Here is a 17,063-nt window from a genome sequence, read left to right on the forward strand (position 1 = left end):
AAAGATCCCTTATCGCGCACGGACAGCGCGCTGGGCGGTCAGCCACATCACTGACTGCTGATGAATCCCAAGAGGTCTGCATTGATGGTCTCTGATTCCGTCGTTGGCATGCCGTGGGGGAATCCCTTGTAAGTTTTCAGCGTACTCTTGGTCAGGAGCTTTGCGGAAAGCGGCGCCGAATCGGCATACGGCACGATTTGATCGTCATCGCCGTGCATCACCAGCACGGGCACGTTGATTTTCTTCAAATCCTCGGTGAAATCGGTTTGCGAGAACGCAACGATGCCCTCGTAATGCGCTTTCGCTCCGCCCATCATGCCTTGGCGCCACCAGTTCAAGATGACGGGCTGCGATGGCTTCCTGTCCGGGCGATTGAAGCCGTAGAATGGCCCCGATGCGACGTCGAAGTAGAATTGAGACCGGTTCGCAGCCAATTGCCGCTGGAAGTCGTCGAAGACGGACTTCGGCAGCCCTGCCGGATTCGCGGGCGTCCGGACCATCAAAGGTGGCACTGCAGAGATGATCGCGGCTTTGGCTACACGGCTTTCGCCATGCCGCGCGATGTAATGCACGACCTCCCCGCCACCAGTGGAATGTCCGACGTGAACAGCTTTTTTCAGATCAAGATGCTCGGTAAGCGCGGCGAGATCGTCGGCATAGTGGTCCATGTCATTTCCGGCCCCACACTGGCTCGAGCGTCCATGACCACGGCGGTCATGGGCAATGACTCGAAAGCCTCGATCAAGGAAGAACAACATCTGCGTATCCCAGTCGTCGGCCGATAACGGCCAACCATGGCTGAATACGATGGGCTGTCCCGAGCCCAAGTCCTTGTAGAATATCTGCGTACCATCTTTGGTTGTGATCGTCGGCATAGCGGATCTCCTGCTTCGTTGCACCGCGTGCCAAATAAGATCAGAGGCACAGCAGATGATTACTCAGGGCTCGTTCAAAGCTCGCCGTTGCTCATTAAGATGTTGGAGATCACCAAGGGAGCGGATCGCGAACGGAGAGCACCGCGGCTATGGCCCCGCAACCCAAGGCGACGTCCGCATTAGGCTGCTGAAGTCCCTGCGCCGAAAATTGGGGTCCTTGTAGGCCAATACATCAGCTAAACCCGTGCCTTGAGTTGTTTCGGGGCGGTGCTTCAGGCTCTCATAGAGGGCCTGCAGGAAGCCTTCCGCGAATTCCGGCGGACGCGGGTAAGCCCCTTCGACAGCACTTCGCTGCGCCGCATTAAAGTCGTTAAAGCCGGCGCCAACGAGATCCATGTTAGCTGCTTCGGCAAGGAGTACTGCGATCGGGTACAGATGCGGGGAAATTCCATTTGTGGTATGCAGCGCGATCGCCAGCCAGACCTTTTGGCGGCTAGCTTCCGATATCCCTTTGCTCTCCAAAAAGGCACGCGCGGCGTTCGCGCCATCCACTTCATAACGCAAGTGGCTTTCTCCATAGCCTGCAGTCAATCCGTAGTCGTGGAACATCGCCGCGACGAAGAGAAGCTCCGGATCAAACATCAGGCCCTTGCGCTTTCCGGCCAATGCAGCCCAACAGTAAACGCGCATGGAGTGCTGAAAGAGCAAATCGCCTTCACTATTGCGGATAACCTGAGCTGCGTCGCGAGCCAACTTCGTGTCAGGTACACTAATTCCCAAAGACTCAAAAAGCTTCGGAGGCGCCCCAGCCACCGTAGGCATCGCATTTTCCGCTTGGCTCCTCGGCACCAATGGGATTCCGACGACCATGATCGCAAAGGCGGCGCAGGTGAGAGTATTACGAAGCTGCATGGGGTGTCCTTCGGGGGTCAAAATGAGCCATCTACGTTTTGACTAGACTGCATCCGTCGGTTGTTGGCAGAGCTTGCTATCAGCGCGCTAGCGATTATGCCCTCCACGGGGGTGAGCTTTTGCGCCATACCTGCTGCCAGTCCGTGCTTTCCTTCCAAAGTGGCGGCGGGATTGTAGGTGACATAGGTTTTCCCATGCTTCCCCTCTCGAACAAGTAGCCGCAGCGGGAGCTCCAGCGCGAAGTCTGGAGCGCTCAGCATCAGAGGAGTGCCGCTCCGCGGATCACCGTAGATGAGCACGGTTGACGGCGGCATAACCAAGTCGACAGACTGAGCCGCGCCGCGGTGATCGATCACGGCGAAGATCCTGAAGCCCCTGGCTTCAAGGCCCGATCGCAAACGAGCGAGCGTGACAGCAAATGGGTAACTACTTTCGAGTCTCACGGCTTTCTCTCATCCAGTGCTTGCGACAACTCAGCACGTCAGGGGCAGATAATCGAAATAGCCCGCACACGCACTCTGAGCTATTCGTGCCCAGAAGGAAGTGAAAGAACAGCAATCCATGAATGAGTATGCTGCACGCCTGCACGATATAGGTCCCCATACCGATGCGAAGCCAGACCGCTAAGGATGCGGATGGGGAGTTCGCCTTCTGCGCGCAAGATGCCACCGTTCATCCAGCGGCCATAAAGGCCAGCAAGGAAGATGACTGCGGCTGCAATACCGGACGCCTCGCCTATCCGCTCCACGCGAAGGTTTTCTCAGGTGCTCGACGACTTCATGCGACTGCCTTGGGAATCAGGTCGGTCGCGGTGGGGCCTGGGGTGACAGCGTTGAAAGTGATGCTGCATCCGCGCCACTCCTTCGCGAGGACGCGAGTTAACCGCTCGATGCGGCATACAGGCCATCGCCTCGCCTGGATAAGAGGACGAGTTTGACTGGAAGGCAGAGCGTTGTTGGCGACAAAAGCGACCACGCCGTCAATGCCCCGTACGCCTTCTGTGCACCGTCGAGTATGGCAGACACGGCCTCTACCTCGCCAACATCAGCCCGCGCCCGGGCCGTAGTCCTCCAGAGGTCCAATTTTTGGCGCTCGAGTTTACTGCCACGGTCGGCTCCGACTCGGCAAACATGCTTTCACTTCTTCCGGCCGCCTTAGTGAGCCATTAATCCACTTCCAGGTCACTGGGTCGTGCAAAGGGTCATCTCGCTCCGACAGGCGTTCATCACAGGTGCTGGAGAGAAAATGCACCAGGTCAGTACCAGCCTGTTCGAGCCAGCTGCATTGGGCTGTGAAGGCGTCGAAGTTAAGGTTGATTTTCCCCCCGAGCCCCGTTGGCCTGCGCGAAGTTGAACCTGGCGCTCTCTCCACAAATGGGCTCCGTCCCCTCCTGGGGCTGCAATAGAAAGGTGTTACTTCGGAAGGCGGCAGGCTCGTCGCCGCCTGCATCAACAAAGGCGGCGACAAGCGCGGCGTATATGACCCATAAGCCACCCGTGTAGGTCACCACGATCGCGCGTCATTGGATGGCGCCTTACCTGCCACTTTCTAGCACTACTCGGGCTTCGATCCTGATGGAAGTGAATCGACGACAACGACGGGCTGAAGGATGATCATCTCTAAGGCACCACCGCCATTCACTTGAGAGGGGTTACTGTTACAAAGCCAAGATTCACTGGCGTGACGCCCGTGGGCGCCGTCGTCGACGTAAACACCGCGTAAGTGACCAGCCGGCTGCTCCGCTCTTTTCAGCGCAAGAGCTGTTCATGATAGTCGCGGCATTGGAGGCTGGAGCTAAGGGGATCAAACTAAGTGTGCCGTGAACTCGGCGCCACCGCCTGCGTTCGCTGCGATCGACCTGACTGAGAGATGCTGTCGGACCTCGGTTAGTCGGCGCGCGACGTTACCTGCGACCGCACTCGAGTGACATCCGTAGCTTCAATGGCAGGAGAAGCAGATCCCCAGCTATTTCTCACGTAATTGAGAACCGCTGCGATCTGGTGATCGTCGAGCTGTCCACCATAGGATGGCATACCTGGAGCGGTCGGCTCGGCTTTCGTGCTTACGCTACGCGCACCCCGAAGCAATATCCGGATCACTGTTGTCGGGTCATCTGAGCGAACCATCGCGGACGCGCCAAGCGATGGAAAGAGATAGGCCACGCCTTTGCCCTCAATGCCGTGACAGGCCGAGCACTGGTCACGATAGATAGCGTTACCCGCGGCCATCATGTCGTCACCAATTGGCGAGGGCGCCCTTCCCTCCGAACCTTTACCCGGAAGCGTTTTCAAATAGATGGCTATTGCCAATGTGTCCGCATCCGCCATCTTGGACGTCGAGAGCTCAACGGCTTCTGCCATCGGCCCGGTCGCCGCGGAGAAGCGATTGTGTCCTGTCTTCAGATAGAGCGCGACGTCCTCCGCTGTCCAGCCGCCCAGTCCTGTACGAGGGTCATTCGTTATGTCTGGTGCCGACCAGCCCTGCAAATTCGCACCCTGCAGGTAGTGATCCCCCTGGTCGCCTCCCAGGATGGTCTTCGGGGTATGACAAGCGCCGCAATGCGCGGGACCATCCACAATGAACTTGCCGCGATTCCATTCCTTCGATTTCGATGGGTCAGCCTTAAATTCGCCGGCCGTAAAGTAGAGCTTGTTCCACACTGCCATGAGAGAGCGGACATTGAAGGGAAACGGCAGCGTATTCGGATTGCGCGATTGGCGAACTGGTTCGAGCGAGCTGACGTATGCTCGAATGGCCAGAACGTCGTCGCTCGACATCCGAGTATACGCATTGTAAGGCATTGCCGGGTAGAGATGCACGCCCGTCCATCCGATTCCTCGTCTCAGCGCGTCGTCAAATTGCTTGTCGCTCCATGCCCCGATGCCAGTCTCAAGGTCCGGTGTAATATTGGGCGATACAATGATTCCAAATGGCGTTTCGATCGGGCGACCACCAGCGAATGGCTTGCCCCCCGCAACCGTGTGACAACCGCCGCAGTCCGATAGGATCGAGACGTAACGTCCTCGTTCGATCACAGTGAATTCTTGCTGGTCCGGCGAGCCAGCAGATGCGTCGAGGACCAGAGTGGCTGAAAGACGGATTGCTAGTCCGAAAGCTCGCGCGCGGTGATCTCTATACATCGAGGAGCCTTCCCGGGCTCTTGAGGTACTGAGTACGGATCGCAGCGGCCGACCAGTAAGCAAGCGCCCCAACCGTGAGCGTGGGATTGTAGCCGGCGTTCTGAGGAAACGCGCTTGCGCCCATGACGAAGAGGTTTGGCACGTCCCAGCTCTGCAAGTAGCGATTGAGAACGCTGGTCTTGGGATCAGTGCCCATCACTGCGCCGCCGTTGAGGTGCGTCGTCTGATAGGCCGTGATATCGTAGGGGCCTGTACGATACTGGACCGCCAGCTTCTCTGCTCCCATAGTTTTGATGATTTCTGCGAACTTGTCGGTCAAAAACTTATTTTGCTTGATCTCATTTTCCTTGAGATCCATCGTAATCCGCATCAGTGGACGTCCGAAGCGGTCTTTGTAGGTCGGATCAAGGTCGAGGTAGATGTCACGGTAGGCGTAGAAGCTTCCGTGCACGCCGGCGCCAGGCTTTACGGTGCTGAGATAGTTGTCTTTGACTGCCTTCTTCCAATCGACTCCCCATCTGGGCGTTCCCGGCGGCACCAATGTACTCTCGATCGGACGGGCACCTGTCTGCACCTGCCCAACATAGCCACCTCCGACGAAACCAAGTGGTCCATGATCGAAGTTATCGCCGTTGAATTCGTCGATGCACATGCCGATCGACCCGGACCCAATAAAAGGATTGAAATTGAACTTCTTGTTATCGAAAAACCCGTTCACGGTCGAGACGGTCTGGTGGGTGTAGTTACGCCCTACGACGCCCGTGTTCGTGACAGGGTCGTAGGGTTGGCCGATCTTGGAATGCAGAAGAAGCTGGACGTTGAACAAAGCATAGGCAGATAGAATCACCAGATCCGCCGGTTGCTCCCACTCATCTCCGCTAGAGTCGACGAAAGTCACGCCAGTTGCATGCCTCCCTGCGCGATCGAGATTGATCCGAATGACCTCCGAATTGTCTCGAAGGCTAAAGTTCGACTTCCGAATGAGATATGGCAATATCGTGGTTTGTGGACTTGCTTTCGAATAGTTGCTGCAGCCAAACCACTCGCAAAAGCCGCAATAGGTGCATGGCCCAAGTCGCATACCCAATGGATTTGTATACGCCTGCGAAAGATTGCCGGACGGCTGCGGAAATGGCTTATAGCCCAGCTCGCGGGCGGCCTTGCCGAACAACGTATGGCTAAACGGCTGTTGCTGCGCCGGAGTCGGATAGGGACGTGACCGGGGCCCCTCAAAAGGGTTGCCGCCCTCCTGAATTCCCCCGCCCAGATTTCCTGCTGTGCCCGACGTGCCGCAAAGATACTCGAAGCGGTCGTAATGCGGCTCAAGATCGTCGTAGGTCACGCCCCAATCCTGAATGGTCATGTCAGATGGCAGAAACGACTCACCATAGCGCTCGGTGAGGTGCGTCTTCAGCACGAAATCGCTTGGCAAAAAGCGCCACATCTCGCCATTCCAATGAACGCCGCCGCCGCCGACGCCGTTCGGCGGCATAAAAGCGCCCCAACTCCGGATCGGAAGCGCAGTCTGGCTCATCGTGTTGCGAAATGTGAATGTTAGCTGATCTGGTCGCAGGAACAGCTCGTGGCGAACGCGATAGCGGAGCTCGTCCTGCATGTAGGTTGGCGGAAAGTCCGTCGGGGCATCACGCCAAGGACCGCGCTCGATGGCAATGACATCCAGCCCCTCGTCAGTGAGCTCGTTCGCCATTATCGCGCCGGTCCATCCGAAACCGACCACGACGACGTCTTTTCTGGGAAGCTTTTTGACCATGCTACCATCTCGTCCACTCGGCATTGCCAGTAATCCCCACTGGCGGGAGCGGAAAACGCTCGTTGTGGCGATTGACCCAATCGAGGTAATTGTAGCGGGCGCCGGGGTACCCGATCATTTTCCATCCGGCCATATCTCGGTTTCCGCCGTAGATTGGGTCTGCAAAGAACCCCATCTGTACGTCCTTGACCATTTGTTCTAAGAACGACTTTCCATCGACACCTTGAAGCTTCACTTCACCGGCTTCTAACACTTTCAGGAACAGGATCCTTTCGTCAGTCGAAAGATCGGCGAACGCTCTTCCGCCGTAACGTTCCCTGCAGACGCTATTAATCGCAGCCAACCCGGCCCGATAAGTTTCTGCTGGCCCGATGTCCGACTGATAGCCTTGATTCTTCGCACCAGACAGAAATGGCGGCCGCTGATAAAGCCCCTCCTGCCTGCCGTAGGGTCCTGCCAACTGTCGGTCGATGAAGACAGCGCAGCCTGCATCCTTTCCGCCCGGCGCCTGTGGGTCTGACGGAATAATGGTGTCGGCAAGTGCCTCCATTGCGCGGCCCTCGTCGCCGGTAAAGAATTCCCAAGGCCCTAATTTGAAAGGCCGCGGTGGAGCGCCAGCATTTGGGGTCCAGGGCAGTCGACCAGCGATTGTCGCAGCTCTGATACCGGTCACGGTGAACAGCAGAGTGGCTGCCCCGGCAAGAAGATCCCTGCGGCGAACGTCAGTCATGCATCGCCCCTTTTGTGCCGCTCAGTTGCGCGAAGATTCAAACAGGAACCAAATTCGCTTTTCAGCTTCGTCGATCCAATTCTCTAGCGCGCTTGCGGACGCAACATCTTCGTGTCGCTCGCAGAGAGTATGAGCATCCAGCATAAATTCCCGGAGCCGGAGGTTGTCAGACCGCAGCTCGCTTAGCATTGCACCTGGGGAGAGCTCATGGACATCAGAGTCCGTGAGCCGCTGCCTACGGGCGATTTCGCCCACAGACCGGATCGTCTGGCCGCCAATTTTTCGGCATCGCTCAGCCATCGCATCGACCATCGCGAAAACCTGGTCGGCTTGCTCGTCCAGCAGCAGGTGATAGTCCCGAAAGTGGGTTCCCGACATGTGCCAATGAAAATTTTTGGTTTTCAGATACAACGCGAAGACGTCTGCAACTAAGTCTGTTAACGCACTGCTGATCTCAAGAGAAACATTCGAAGGAAGGCTTTGCTCAGAACCAATGAGAGCAGAAACACTTCTGGATCCTAGTGCGGTGCCCATCTTAATATGTCCTCTTGGTTGTTTTAACTCGTCCCCGTGGTATGCGCCTTCATCGGCACACCCGGAAGTGAAACTCGTTCACTCGCGAGCTGACGTGATTGCAATCAACCGCAGCGCCATGCTTTCGCGCAAAAAAGGCCCGTCGCGTCCAAGGCGCGACGGGCAAGAGTCAGGGAGGAGCTACCATCAACGCAGCTCCACCAGCTCGATGCAAATGCACTGTATTCAGGACGCGGATGACTGTGGTCGAACTCAGCAGCGCATGTCGTGACCGCATTCTCTAAGAGCATCGATACAGCCTGCTGACAGACCTCTCGCATTATGAAGAGTGATCACATGCATAGTGGCGGATTTTCACTTCCAACGCTCCACGTTGACGACAATAACAGCCCCGAACGGCTGCCGGTTCCGCGCCCTTACGTGAGGACGGCTTGCTGGTCCAACAACAGAAGGTCATATGCTATGACAACGATCAACGACATCAGGACGCCAGATTCGTCGCTGTGCAATGAGATCCGTGAGCTCGTCCGCGATACCGAATCTGAGCTTCTTTTCAACCATTCGAGCCGAGTTTATCACTTCGGAGCGCTCACCGGGTTACGTCGCGGCCTCACCTTCGACCGTGAACTGCTCTACGCGGGTGCAATGTTTCACGACATGGGCCTTACGCCGCAGTACTCCAGCACGACTGAAAGGTTCGAAGTGGACAGCGCCAATGCGGCTCGCGACTTCCTGCGGGCTCACAAGATCTCGCCAACCGACATCGATCTGGTCTGGGCTGCCATTGCGCTGCACACCACCCCCGGTATCCCAGTGCACATGCATCCGGTGGTCGCCCTCGTTACCGCTGGGGTCGAAATGGACGTGCTAGGAATTGGATACGATGAATTCTCCGATGCACAACGCCTCGAAATCGTTTCCGCACACCCACGTACGCCGCATTTCAAGGAGGATATTATCAATACATTCTATAGAGGAAATGAACACAAGCCGCATACCACATTCGGCAATGTCAACGCCGACGTTCTCGCGGACAAAGATCCCAATTTCAGTCCCATCAATTTCTGCAGCGTCATTCGGCATTCAAGGTGGGACGGATAGCGGATCTCGGGGCACTCGTCCGCCCAACTGGGCCTGTCGGTCCGCTGGCATTTGAGAACTGGGACAGGGAGGCCGCGATCTCTTCTGTAAGTATCGGCCAGCGGACCACGTCTGAGATGCCGGCAGCCAACAGTTTGTCGGGGTCTATGTCGGATGAAGACCTCGCTGCAACAATAATCGGTGTAGCAGGGAGCGCCTCGTGGAGGTCGTTGGCTACTTCAAGGGAGTAATCCAAGGAGCCAAGTTGCCCCACCACCACGAAGTCGAAGCGATCGGGGCATGCCTCGGATGCTTGTATTGCCGCCTCAGCCGTCGAAAACCCAACCGCTTCATAGCCCAACGCGGCAAGCTTCTCTTCTTCTCCAAGCAGCCGATCCTTGTCAGGCCCTACCAGCATGACGACCTCCCCCTGGCCCGGGATGTGAGCCTTCAGCCGCCCTTTTGGTGACGGAGCGGCCGCCGCAGTGCAGACGCTGGCAGGCAACCAAACCTCAAACCTGCTTCCCTCGCCCGGGAGGCTCTCAACATTGATCCCACCACCATGCTCGCGGACGATCTCGCGCACTGTTGCGAGCCCGAGCCCATTGCCATCTGGCTTCGTTGTGAAGAATGGCTCAAATATGCGATCGAGTACGGTCCCATCCATCCCAACTCCCGCGTCAACCACGGAAATCCTAACATAATCGCCGGACTCGATCTCATCGTGGCTGAGAGAACTTGCTCTCGCAATTTGGAGGAGTTCGACATCGACTTGAATGCGGCCCGTGCCTCCCATTGCGCTCGCAGCGTTCCGGCAGAGGTTCATGAGGACCTGCTGCAATTGAGCAGCCTCTCCATTGACAATCGCATCGCCAGCAACCGACCTCATCTCCAATTCAATTCCTATGGCTAGCGAGACTTGTAAAAGTGATATCGTCTCCCCGACCAGATCAACAATGCTGACAGGTAACCGGCGGATCTCGCGGTATCGGCCGAACACCAACATTTGGCCAATCAGATCGCGCCCGCGCTCCGCGCTTCTTCGTATGCCACTGAGATGACGCACCTTATCCCCCCGGCCGCCAATTAGCTCTTCCATCATCTCGGCGTGTCCCAAAATGCCGCCAAGAATATTGTTAAAGTTATGGGCGATACCGCTCGTAAAGGTTCCGATCTTTTCCATTCGACTCGCATGCTGCACGCGCCTGTGAAGACGGACACGCTCCTCCTCAACAGACCTGCGGTCGATCGCGTGGATCAATATGTCCAGCAACATCCGCAGCAAGACAAGTTCTCCGGATTTGAGAAGCGAGCCTTCTTGAGACACTACCTCAAGGCCTAGCGCGATCAGTCTCCCGTTGCGATCAATGCCCGTTGCGCACGTCCATCCGCTGATGCCGAGTGCCTCCAGAAGAGACTTGCAGCGCCCTGCGGGCAGACGGCTCACTTGCCGGACGCTGATCGCACGGTCTTCACCGTCTCGCATTTGTATTGCAAGTTCCGGAGCCGCTTCCGGCCAGCCAGGTGGAAAGGGCGCGTCCGTCCGTTGCCAGAGGTATGGATTCGCGGTCGATCCCGGCACCACGAGGTAAGCCCGATGACAGCCGACATGACGTGCGAATTCCACTATGGCGCGTTGGATCAGTGTGTCGCTGCCATCTGGCTCCGCGTTTACAAACTGCATCGAAATGTCGGCGAGGAGGTGCTCCAACGCGACGCGCCTGTGGAGGTCGCCCACCAGGGCTTTCAGACGCACTCCGAGCTGAACAAGGAATGTCAGCAACACCAATGACGTAGTATACAACAGGGCTCTGTAAGATCGCGCCTCATTCCTGGAAGAGAGTTGGCGCAGCTGGATCAGCCGGCGAAGGGTGTTCAGGTCAGTCTTTTGGGCCAATACCATCGCCTCCTTCAACGAGGTGTCCACCGAGGGTAGGAGCCTGTGCAGCAGACTTCCATGCGCTAGTAGCGGCTGAACTGCAACAGACTGTCCGCTTCGTTCCGCTTGGCGCTTGAGATCCTCGAGCCGCATCGCCGCTTGAGTGATAGCGTCAGGCGATGTGTCCAGGGTAAGATGAAGAATTGCTGTCGCAGCAGCGCCGATCGCAACATCAAGCTCGCGCGAATCTGAACGAGTCTCAAATCGGGCAAAGAATGACAGCGAGTTACGAAGGACCGCGTTCTCGCGCTTGAACGATTCGACGAGTTGCTCCTCTCGATCAATCGACGCCCTTACACGGCTTATGGCCTCCCCGGTCTGCCCATCGGACGATCCGATCTCCTGCAAGTGAGCGACTGAATAACGTAACGCATTCATCTCACTCACAAGCGAGTCGTAATTTCGTAAGAGGCCGATACGCGTCGCGAGAAGATCCCGATATAGGGCATCTTGAACGAGACCGAGGTGATCGAGTTCGTCTAGCGCACGATCGAACTGCTCGGCGTGAGGATTGATTGCACGCCATGATAGCCAGGTGAGCAGCAGTAGAAGACCGACAACGATAGTTACCGAGCGGGCGACGCTCATGGCGCGCTGCTCGCGACTGGCTTCCCCCTAAAGTTCCCTGTCAAGGTCTTCAGGAACGCTACGAGCGAGGCAACCTGATCGTCGGACAATATGCGGTCGAGTTGGGCGGCGGCCATTCGTTGGACCGCGTCCTCCAGGGTCGGTGCGCTGCCATCATGAAAATACGGAGCAGTTGCTTCCACATTGCGCAGACTAGGGACACGAACCTGCCTGGGCCCAGATAGCACAAGGGGCACGAAGATGCCCTGGCGGGTAACTAAATTGGCTCCGACGCTGACCCCTTGATGGCAGGAACTGCAGCCAAGCTCATTGAACCTACGATAGCCTTGGATTTCGTCTGGTGTAAGAGCTGCTGCGTCGCCCTGAAGCCATCGGTCGAAGCGGCTGCCAGGCGTAAGCAGTGACTCCTCAAATGTCGCAAGCGCATCAAGAACACTTTCGCTATTGAGAGGGGCTCCATACGCTGCCCGAAATGCTTCGTTCAAGTCCCTATCTGCTCTCAATTTCGAAACAGCTTCTTCGATGCCGCTGTGCATGCCGGAGGGGTCCGCTATTGATGCCCTCGCCTGCTCGGAAAGACTCCGCGTATTTCCTTCCCATGTAAGGCGGTAGCTTAATGCTGCGTTGAAAACAGTTGGTATGTCGAGATGCTTGATTCCTTCTGACTGCCTCTGACCGGGGTAAGCTCCATTTGTCGTAAGATCATGGCAGCTGGCGCAAGAAAGCCGTTCGTCGGCGGACAGTCGCGCATCGCCAAACAGCCTCTCGCCCAAGGCCAATTTACGCGGGTCTGCTCGAGGAGGCTGTGGAATGGGCGCAATAGGGCCACTGTCCTGCCATAGCTCCGGTGAGAAAGGAATATCGCCTCGCGCAGGCTGCGCAATCCCAGGGCGCGTCAGCAAGGCCGATATTGTGGCGACCGCAATCATGAGAATCCACAGCATCTGCCGATTGCGCCTTATGATCATTTCACGCGCCCCAACGCTTCGGGGACCGCTCTGCGGTTTTCTTCTCGATGCGTTGATTCCCTCAAGGCGACGCTCGCGTAGATGTGCTCGGCGAAGGCAACCACGACATTGACGACGGCGGACAAGCAGATTGCGAGTAACAGCTCGGGACGCGGCCCCGCAGCGAAGCCCCCAAACCGGCAAGTAAAATTCAACACCCGCACCGATAACTGGGCTCGACCTGCGTCCACAAACCAGCCCGGCGTTACTTTGAACCGCGGTCGACGATACAGCCGCCATGACCTAGTCGCATTGACTATCATCAGATCCCGCAAGCACTCTACTGCCGCGCGACGAACAAACCTACAATCTCTCCGCATATCTCTCTCCTACCATCCCCAGTATAGAGACTCTGCGAGCTCTCTGTTTTCGAACGATTACCCCGCGGCACAAGATGACTACATCGGCAACAGGTTCCCCTGCAGATGTCAGTCCTGATTTGCCTCTTCACCTCCACATGGGCTAGCGCCGCTCCACGGCCAACGCGAAGACATACCCGACCCCCCGCTCCGTGCGGATTATGGCAGGCGCACTAGGATCGGCTTCGAGCTTGCGGCGCAGTCGAAGGACCTGCACGTCGATACTCCGGTCGTAGATATCCTCGTGGACGCGGGTTGCCTGCAGAAGATATTCGCGAGAGAGCGGCCTTTGCGGTGCATCAAGGAACGCGGTTAGCAGGGCGTACTCGCTCTTCGAGAGTGGAGTATGTTCACCGCATGAACTGGTCAGACGACGAGTTCGCCTATCAAGCTGCCAAGTGCCAAAGCGCCAAAGGCCCTTCTCATCCCGTTGAGCCGGGGCCGCGTCTCGGCGCCTGAGAACCGCTCTAATTCGCGCAAGCAGTTCTCGCAGACCAAACGGCTTTATTAGATAGTCGTCGGCTCCCAGTTCTAGCCCCACCACTCGGTCGATCTCGTCCCGCCTATGACCCGTCACGATAATGACCGGAACATCGGATTGCGCTCGGATCTCCCGCAACAAGTCTAGACCATCCTCGTGTCCAAGGCGAAGATCGAGAACGACTAGATCCGGCCCGTGCCGCGCGAGAATTCCGAGCACTTCCTCTCGCCGTGACGCCGAGATTGTGCGGATGCCATTCTCTTCCAGATAGTTCGTGACCAGTTGCCGCATCGTCACGTCGTCTTCGACGACCATACATGTCAGCGTCTGGCCGCTGGCGCCGTCAAGTTTTTGCAATGGATTTCACGAAGAGCTCGTCCCTGTCAGTCGGTCGTACCTTGGTCGGCCCGAACGTTGCTCCTGCCACCGGGCCCGTCTGGACATCTGCTACGCTGAGAGCAGCTGAAAGGCCCGGCCCGCTCAAGAGTCACCTGCAACGATCTCGCCAGCCGAGCACCCTCCTTGCAGTGACGGATCAATGGCCCGACGGACTCAGCAAAGCTCGCGTTGCTTCGGTTACATCCGTCTGGCGCATCAGACTTTCTCCGACCAGGAAAGTTGATATGCCTATCCGCGCAAGACGGGCGATATCGTCTGGGGTGAAAATCCCGCTTTCGCCAACGATCAGCCGATCTTTAGGCACATGCGGGGCCAACGCCTCGCTGATCCCGAGCGAGGTTTCGAACGTGCGAAGGTTTCGGTGATTGATCCCGATCATCGGCGAGCTTAGGCGCAAGGCTCTGTCAAGCTCGGCGCGATCATGTATTTCGATTAGCACATCCATGCCCAGCTCGAATGCCGCCGCTTCGAGCTCCCTTGCGGCGCTATCGTCAAGAGCGGCCATTATCAGCAAAACGCAGTCCGCACCATAGGCGCGCGCCTCCACCACTTGGTAGACATCAAACATGAAGTCCTTGCGAAGCACCGGCAACGAGGTCGCCGCGCGAGCCATCGCCATAAATTCCAGCTCGCCCTGAAAAGACGGTCTGTCCGTCAACACGGACACGCAAGCGGCACCACCAGCTTCGTATGCTTTAGCTAAAGCGAACGGATCAAAATCCTCTCGGATTAGACCTTTGGACGGAGACGCCTTCTTGATCTCCGCAATCAAGGCATGTTCCCGCGATGCATGCTTTGTACGAATAGCCGAGACAAAGCCTCTGGCAGCTACTGCAGATGTTGCACGCGCCAGCATTTCTGCCAATGGATGGGCGCGCTTAGCTTGCATAATCTCTTCGCGCTTGTAAGCCTCGATTCTCCTCAAGATATCGGGAATCATGTCTGTCGACCTTAGGTACGAGTGGATGCACAGAGGTTGGGTGAGCTGACCATCAAGGTACTTCTGTGAGACGCGGCGCCTGTCTCAGAAATGGAGCGCCCCGCTTTTCTCCGCCCCGCCGGCGGAGGATGGTCGGGCCACCCAGGCATTTGACAGACGACACATCGGCTAGCATTCGAGACAATATCGCACAGTGAATTCGATCATCTCGCGATGCGAAACCCCGAGATTGCGTAGTGTGCAGTCATCCAGGCGAGCCAACGATCGCGTCGCATTTCTTACTAGGACTTCTCTTGTCCAGTACGCTCTTAAATCCATCATCAAGTTCACCGGTAATGAACCGTTGGAGCACCCGGCGTCATCTCTCACATTGTCCTGCGCCAGCTTGGCGTGCATTTTCACAGCACCGAATCCTACTTGTCTACGCGGCCCGTCCGCGCCGTACCTAGGATTTGATGATAAGGCTGTATCGCTACGAGCTCGCTACTCTGCTCCGGCTTCTGATTTCAATTGAAACCTCATTCCGCATTTTTGCCACGAATAAATGTCCCGTACGCCGATGATGCGGAGGATTGATACGTCCGCCGCTCGAGTGTCCCTACTTGCCACTTTCAGCGTCAGGCGCGGTGAGAGGTTGGTCGCCGGCCTTGACGACAAACACGGCCAAAAGGCTGGCGGGCGTGGAATCGCTAGCGTTTTCGCTCACCAAATGGTGCGCTCCTGGCTCTTCATAGAAGCTCTCGCCAGCCCGATAAATTCGAGCAGGCTCGGCACCAACAGCGCTTCGGATTTCGCCCGAGAGTACATAAGCGTAAATGAAGGCGGAGCTGGCATGGTGATGAGGCCGAGACCTTGCAGCAGGCGGGTAATTCACGAGCACTGCGATCAATTCTCTGTCAGGCAAGTTAGGGATCGGGCGACGGAAGATCGGCTTTACGCTCTCAGACGCACTATCGGACATCGCCGCTCTGACCGTTGCGTTGAGCGTCGGCCCAGAAGGTGTCATTTGGGATGACTGCAAGGCTGCGATCTTGGCGATCGGGGAGGTCACTTCGGCCGCCCTCTGCGACTGGCAAGAGGTAACGGGTACCTCTGCCTGATCTGTCGTAGACGCCCTAGTTGGAGCCGAGACACATACGGCAATGGCAACTGCTTTGGCAAAGCGCACTGCAATCGATCGAGATGATAGCATTCCGTGCTCCTATGAACATGCGCCATCGGCGCTATCGATTGTTTCGGCTTTCAGCGTCGCGCAACACGAACGAACGCTCACCCGTCTGGAACCCACATTCACCTAGTCGTCTTTGGCTTGCGTCCTTCCGCGATCTGACCAAAAGACAATCTCCGGTTTCTCATTAGCCGGTATGTGCGCCTATGGAAGTGAAAGTGTCTCAACAGGGGAATGAGCCAGACGCAGGATGGATTCGCTGCTGAGACCTGTACTGCGTCGCGCACAAGACCGAATTTTCTGACTTCGGGAACCTGATCTCTGTTCATGGAGTGCCTGCGCAATGGTCATTTAACTTTGACACAGGCGAGCTTTAGACACTGGCAGCTTCTTCCACATAAGCCGGAGAAGCGTCGGATGAATGACCTGTATGATTGGCTTTCGCGGCAGCACCACGGACTGCAGACATTTCAGCTCTTCCGCCAGAGGCTCACAACACTCGCTTTTGATGAGCCGAACCACAAAGCCTTGTATACGCTGCTAAGCCTGCTGGCAGCTCGCTACATCGAGGCCTTCGATGAAGAACCGGTTCCAATATCGGTTGCCGACCGCGCCTATGGCAATTTATTGCGGCTTGTGGCGAGCCTCAACTTGACCGCGCCTGCAGAGGGCAAACTGAATGATCTTAATCGTATCGCTGCGACGGACCTTCTGGATCCGTCGTCTGCGAGCGACTTTGATCCGGCCCGGCATTTCAGCTCACGGGGCGGGATCGGTTTAGACGGGCAGCACCGCTTGGACTGACCGGCCTTGGATTGAATGTTACCAAGCAAGGGCCCAGGCATTGTTGCCCTGACCGAGATACGGCCCGCGGGGACAGGCCTGCGTGAACGAAATGAACTTTACAGTTGCAGCCGTTTCACTTCATGCGATTTCTGCCGACTGGTAGGACATGCTTCCTCTTACCGACCGCCCGCTCTATGGGTCACGCTCTACTAGATGCCCATTACTGCGATCAGCCGGTGCGCCGCATCCGATTGGAAAATGACCAACTTGCAAGGATTGGAGCCAGAAATGGTAGATAACACCGCCGCCCGTCGCATATCGCCGATGGAGATGAAAGCTTGGCGCGTGCACGCC

The 17,063-nt window shown here is 56.9% G+C and carries 14 protein-coding genes; 2 read left to right on the forward strand and 12 right to left on the reverse strand.

The window, feature by feature from the left end:
- Positions 1–47 precede the first annotated feature (47 nt).
- The 7 genes from C7G41_RS30475 to C7G41_RS30510 all read right to left on the reverse strand — a co-directional run bounded on the left by C7G41_RS30475 (position 48) and on the right by C7G41_RS30510 (position 7,962).
- Entirely contained in the window at positions 48–875 is an 828-nt protein-coding gene (locus C7G41_RS30475; RefSeq protein ID WP_106945998.1) for an alpha/beta fold hydrolase, read from the reverse strand.
- A gap of 147 nt (positions 876–1,022) precedes the next feature.
- Positions 1,023–1,787, reverse strand: coding sequence for an HD domain-containing protein (locus C7G41_RS30480; RefSeq protein WP_106945999.1), 765 nt, complete (start codon positions 1,785–1,787; stop codon positions 1,023–1,025).
- Positions 1,788–1,804: 17 nt separating this feature from the next.
- Positions 1,805–2,230, reverse strand: a complete 426-nt coding sequence (locus tag C7G41_RS30485; protein ID WP_106946000.1) for a DUF302 domain-containing protein — start codon at positions 2,228–2,230, stop codon at positions 1,805–1,807.
- 1,443 nt (positions 2,231–3,673) lie between these two features.
- Positions 3,674–4,927 (reverse strand): cytochrome c, encoded by a 1,254-nt coding sequence (locus C7G41_RS30495; RefSeq protein ID WP_106946002.1) that lies wholly within the window; start codon positions 4,925–4,927, stop codon positions 3,674–3,676.
- On the reverse strand, positions 4,920–6,698 hold the full coding sequence (locus C7G41_RS30500) for a GMC family oxidoreductase (protein WP_106946003.1): 1,779 nt from the start codon (positions 6,696–6,698) through the stop codon (positions 4,920–4,922). Before C7G41_RS30500 ends, C7G41_RS30495 begins: the two co-directional genes overlap by 8 nt.
- 1 nt (position 6,699) lies before the next feature.
- Positions 6,700–7,428, reverse strand: coding sequence for a gluconate 2-dehydrogenase subunit 3 family protein (locus C7G41_RS30505; RefSeq protein WP_245446776.1), 729 nt, complete (start codon positions 7,426–7,428; stop codon positions 6,700–6,702).
- A 21-nt stretch (positions 7,429–7,449) separates the two neighbouring features.
- Positions 7,450–7,962 (reverse strand): Dps family protein, encoded by a 513-nt coding sequence (locus tag C7G41_RS30510; protein ID WP_106946005.1) that lies wholly within the window; start codon positions 7,960–7,962, stop codon positions 7,450–7,452.
- Positions 7,963–8,424: 462 nt separating this feature from the next.
- On the opposite strand from C7G41_RS30510, the gene C7G41_RS30515 reads away from it, so the two are divergent.
- Positions 8,425–9,063, forward strand: coding sequence for an HD domain-containing protein (locus C7G41_RS30515; protein ID WP_106946006.1), 639 nt, complete (start codon positions 8,425–8,427; stop codon positions 9,061–9,063).
- Here C7G41_RS30515 and C7G41_RS30520 read toward each other — a convergent pair.
- The 5 genes from C7G41_RS30520 to C7G41_RS30540 all read right to left on the reverse strand — a co-directional run bounded on the left by C7G41_RS30520 (position 9,035) and on the right by C7G41_RS30540 (position 15,806).
- On the reverse strand, positions 9,035–11,569 hold the full coding sequence (locus tag C7G41_RS30520; RefSeq protein WP_106946007.1) for a two-component system VirA-like sensor kinase: 2,535 nt from the start codon (positions 11,567–11,569) through the stop codon (positions 9,035–9,037). The two genes, C7G41_RS30515 and C7G41_RS30520, sit on opposite strands and share 29 nt — an antisense overlap.
- Positions 11,566–12,816 carry a cytochrome-c peroxidase gene (locus C7G41_RS30525; RefSeq protein ID WP_306768067.1) on the reverse strand — a complete coding sequence of 417 codons (1,251 nt, stop codon included), beginning with the start codon at positions 12,814–12,816 and terminating at the stop codon, positions 11,566–11,568. Before C7G41_RS30525 ends, C7G41_RS30520 begins: the two co-directional genes overlap by 4 nt.
- A gap of 222 nt (positions 12,817–13,038) precedes the next feature.
- The gene (locus C7G41_RS30530) at positions 13,039–13,731 is read right to left on the reverse strand and encodes a response regulator (protein WP_106946063.1); all 693 of its coding nucleotides are present in this window, start codon (positions 13,729–13,731) and stop codon (positions 13,039–13,041) included.
- Positions 13,732–13,951: 220 nt separating this feature from the next.
- Entirely contained in the window at positions 13,952–14,752 is an 801-nt protein-coding gene (gene trpC / locus C7G41_RS30535) for an indole-3-glycerol phosphate synthase TrpC (protein WP_106946064.1), read from the reverse strand.
- 601 nt (positions 14,753–15,353) lie between these two features.
- Positions 15,354–15,806, reverse strand: coding sequence for a cupin domain-containing protein (locus C7G41_RS30540; RefSeq protein WP_306768068.1), 453 nt, complete (start codon positions 15,804–15,806; stop codon positions 15,354–15,356).
- Positions 15,807–16,340: 534 nt separating this feature from the next.
- Between C7G41_RS30540 and C7G41_RS30545 the strand changes: the two genes are divergently transcribed.
- A complete protein-coding gene (locus C7G41_RS30545; RefSeq protein WP_306768069.1) occupies positions 16,341–16,727 on the forward strand; it encodes a hypothetical protein in 387 nt (128 codons plus the stop codon).
- Positions 16,728–17,063: the final 336 nt, after the last annotated feature.

Source organism: Bradyrhizobium sp. MOS002 (assembly GCF_003020115.1).
Classification (GTDB): Bacteria; Pseudomonadota; Alphaproteobacteria; order Rhizobiales; family Xanthobacteraceae; genus Bradyrhizobium.

Excerpts from the sequence above, each read along its gene's own strand:
- C7G41_RS30520 (WP_106946007.1), bottom strand. The coding sequence starts at position 11,569 with ATGAGCGTCGCCCGCTCGGTAACTATCGTTGTCGGTCTTCTACTGCTG.
- C7G41_RS30545 (WP_306768069.1), top strand. The coding sequence starts at position 16,341 with ATGAATGACCTGTATGATTGGCTTTCGCGGCAGCACCACGGACTGCAG.
- C7G41_RS30495 (WP_106946002.1), bottom strand. The coding sequence starts at position 4,927 with ATGTATAGAGATCACCGCGCGCGAGCTTTCGGACTAGCAATCCGTCTT.
- C7G41_RS30500 (WP_106946003.1), bottom strand. The coding sequence starts at position 6,698 with ATGGTCAAAAAGCTTCCCAGAAAAGACGTCGTCGTGGTCGGTTTCGGA.
- C7G41_RS30510 (WP_106946005.1), bottom strand. The coding sequence starts at position 7,962 with ATGGGCACCGCACTAGGATCCAGAAGTGTTTCTGCTCTCATTGGTTCT.
- C7G41_RS30505 (WP_245446776.1), bottom strand. The coding sequence starts at position 7,428 with ATGACTGACGTTCGCCGCAGGGATCTTCTTGCCGGGGCAGCCACTCTG.
- C7G41_RS30515 (WP_106946006.1), top strand. The coding sequence starts at position 8,425 with ATGACAACGATCAACGACATCAGGACGCCAGATTCGTCGCTGTGCAAT.
- C7G41_RS30525 (WP_306768067.1), bottom strand. The coding sequence starts at position 12,816 with ATGGCGGCTGTATCGTCGACCGCGGTTCAAAGTAACGCCGGGCTGGTT.
- C7G41_RS30475 (WP_106945998.1), bottom strand. The coding sequence starts at position 875 with ATGCCGACGATCACAACCAAAGATGGTACGCAGATATTCTACAAGGAC.
- C7G41_RS30530 (WP_106946063.1), bottom strand. The coding sequence starts at position 13,731 with ATGGTCGTCGAAGACGACGTGACGATGCGGCAACTGGTCACGAACTAT.
- C7G41_RS30480 (WP_106945999.1), bottom strand. The coding sequence starts at position 1,787 with ATGCAGCTTCGTAATACTCTCACCTGCGCCGCCTTTGCGATCATGGTC.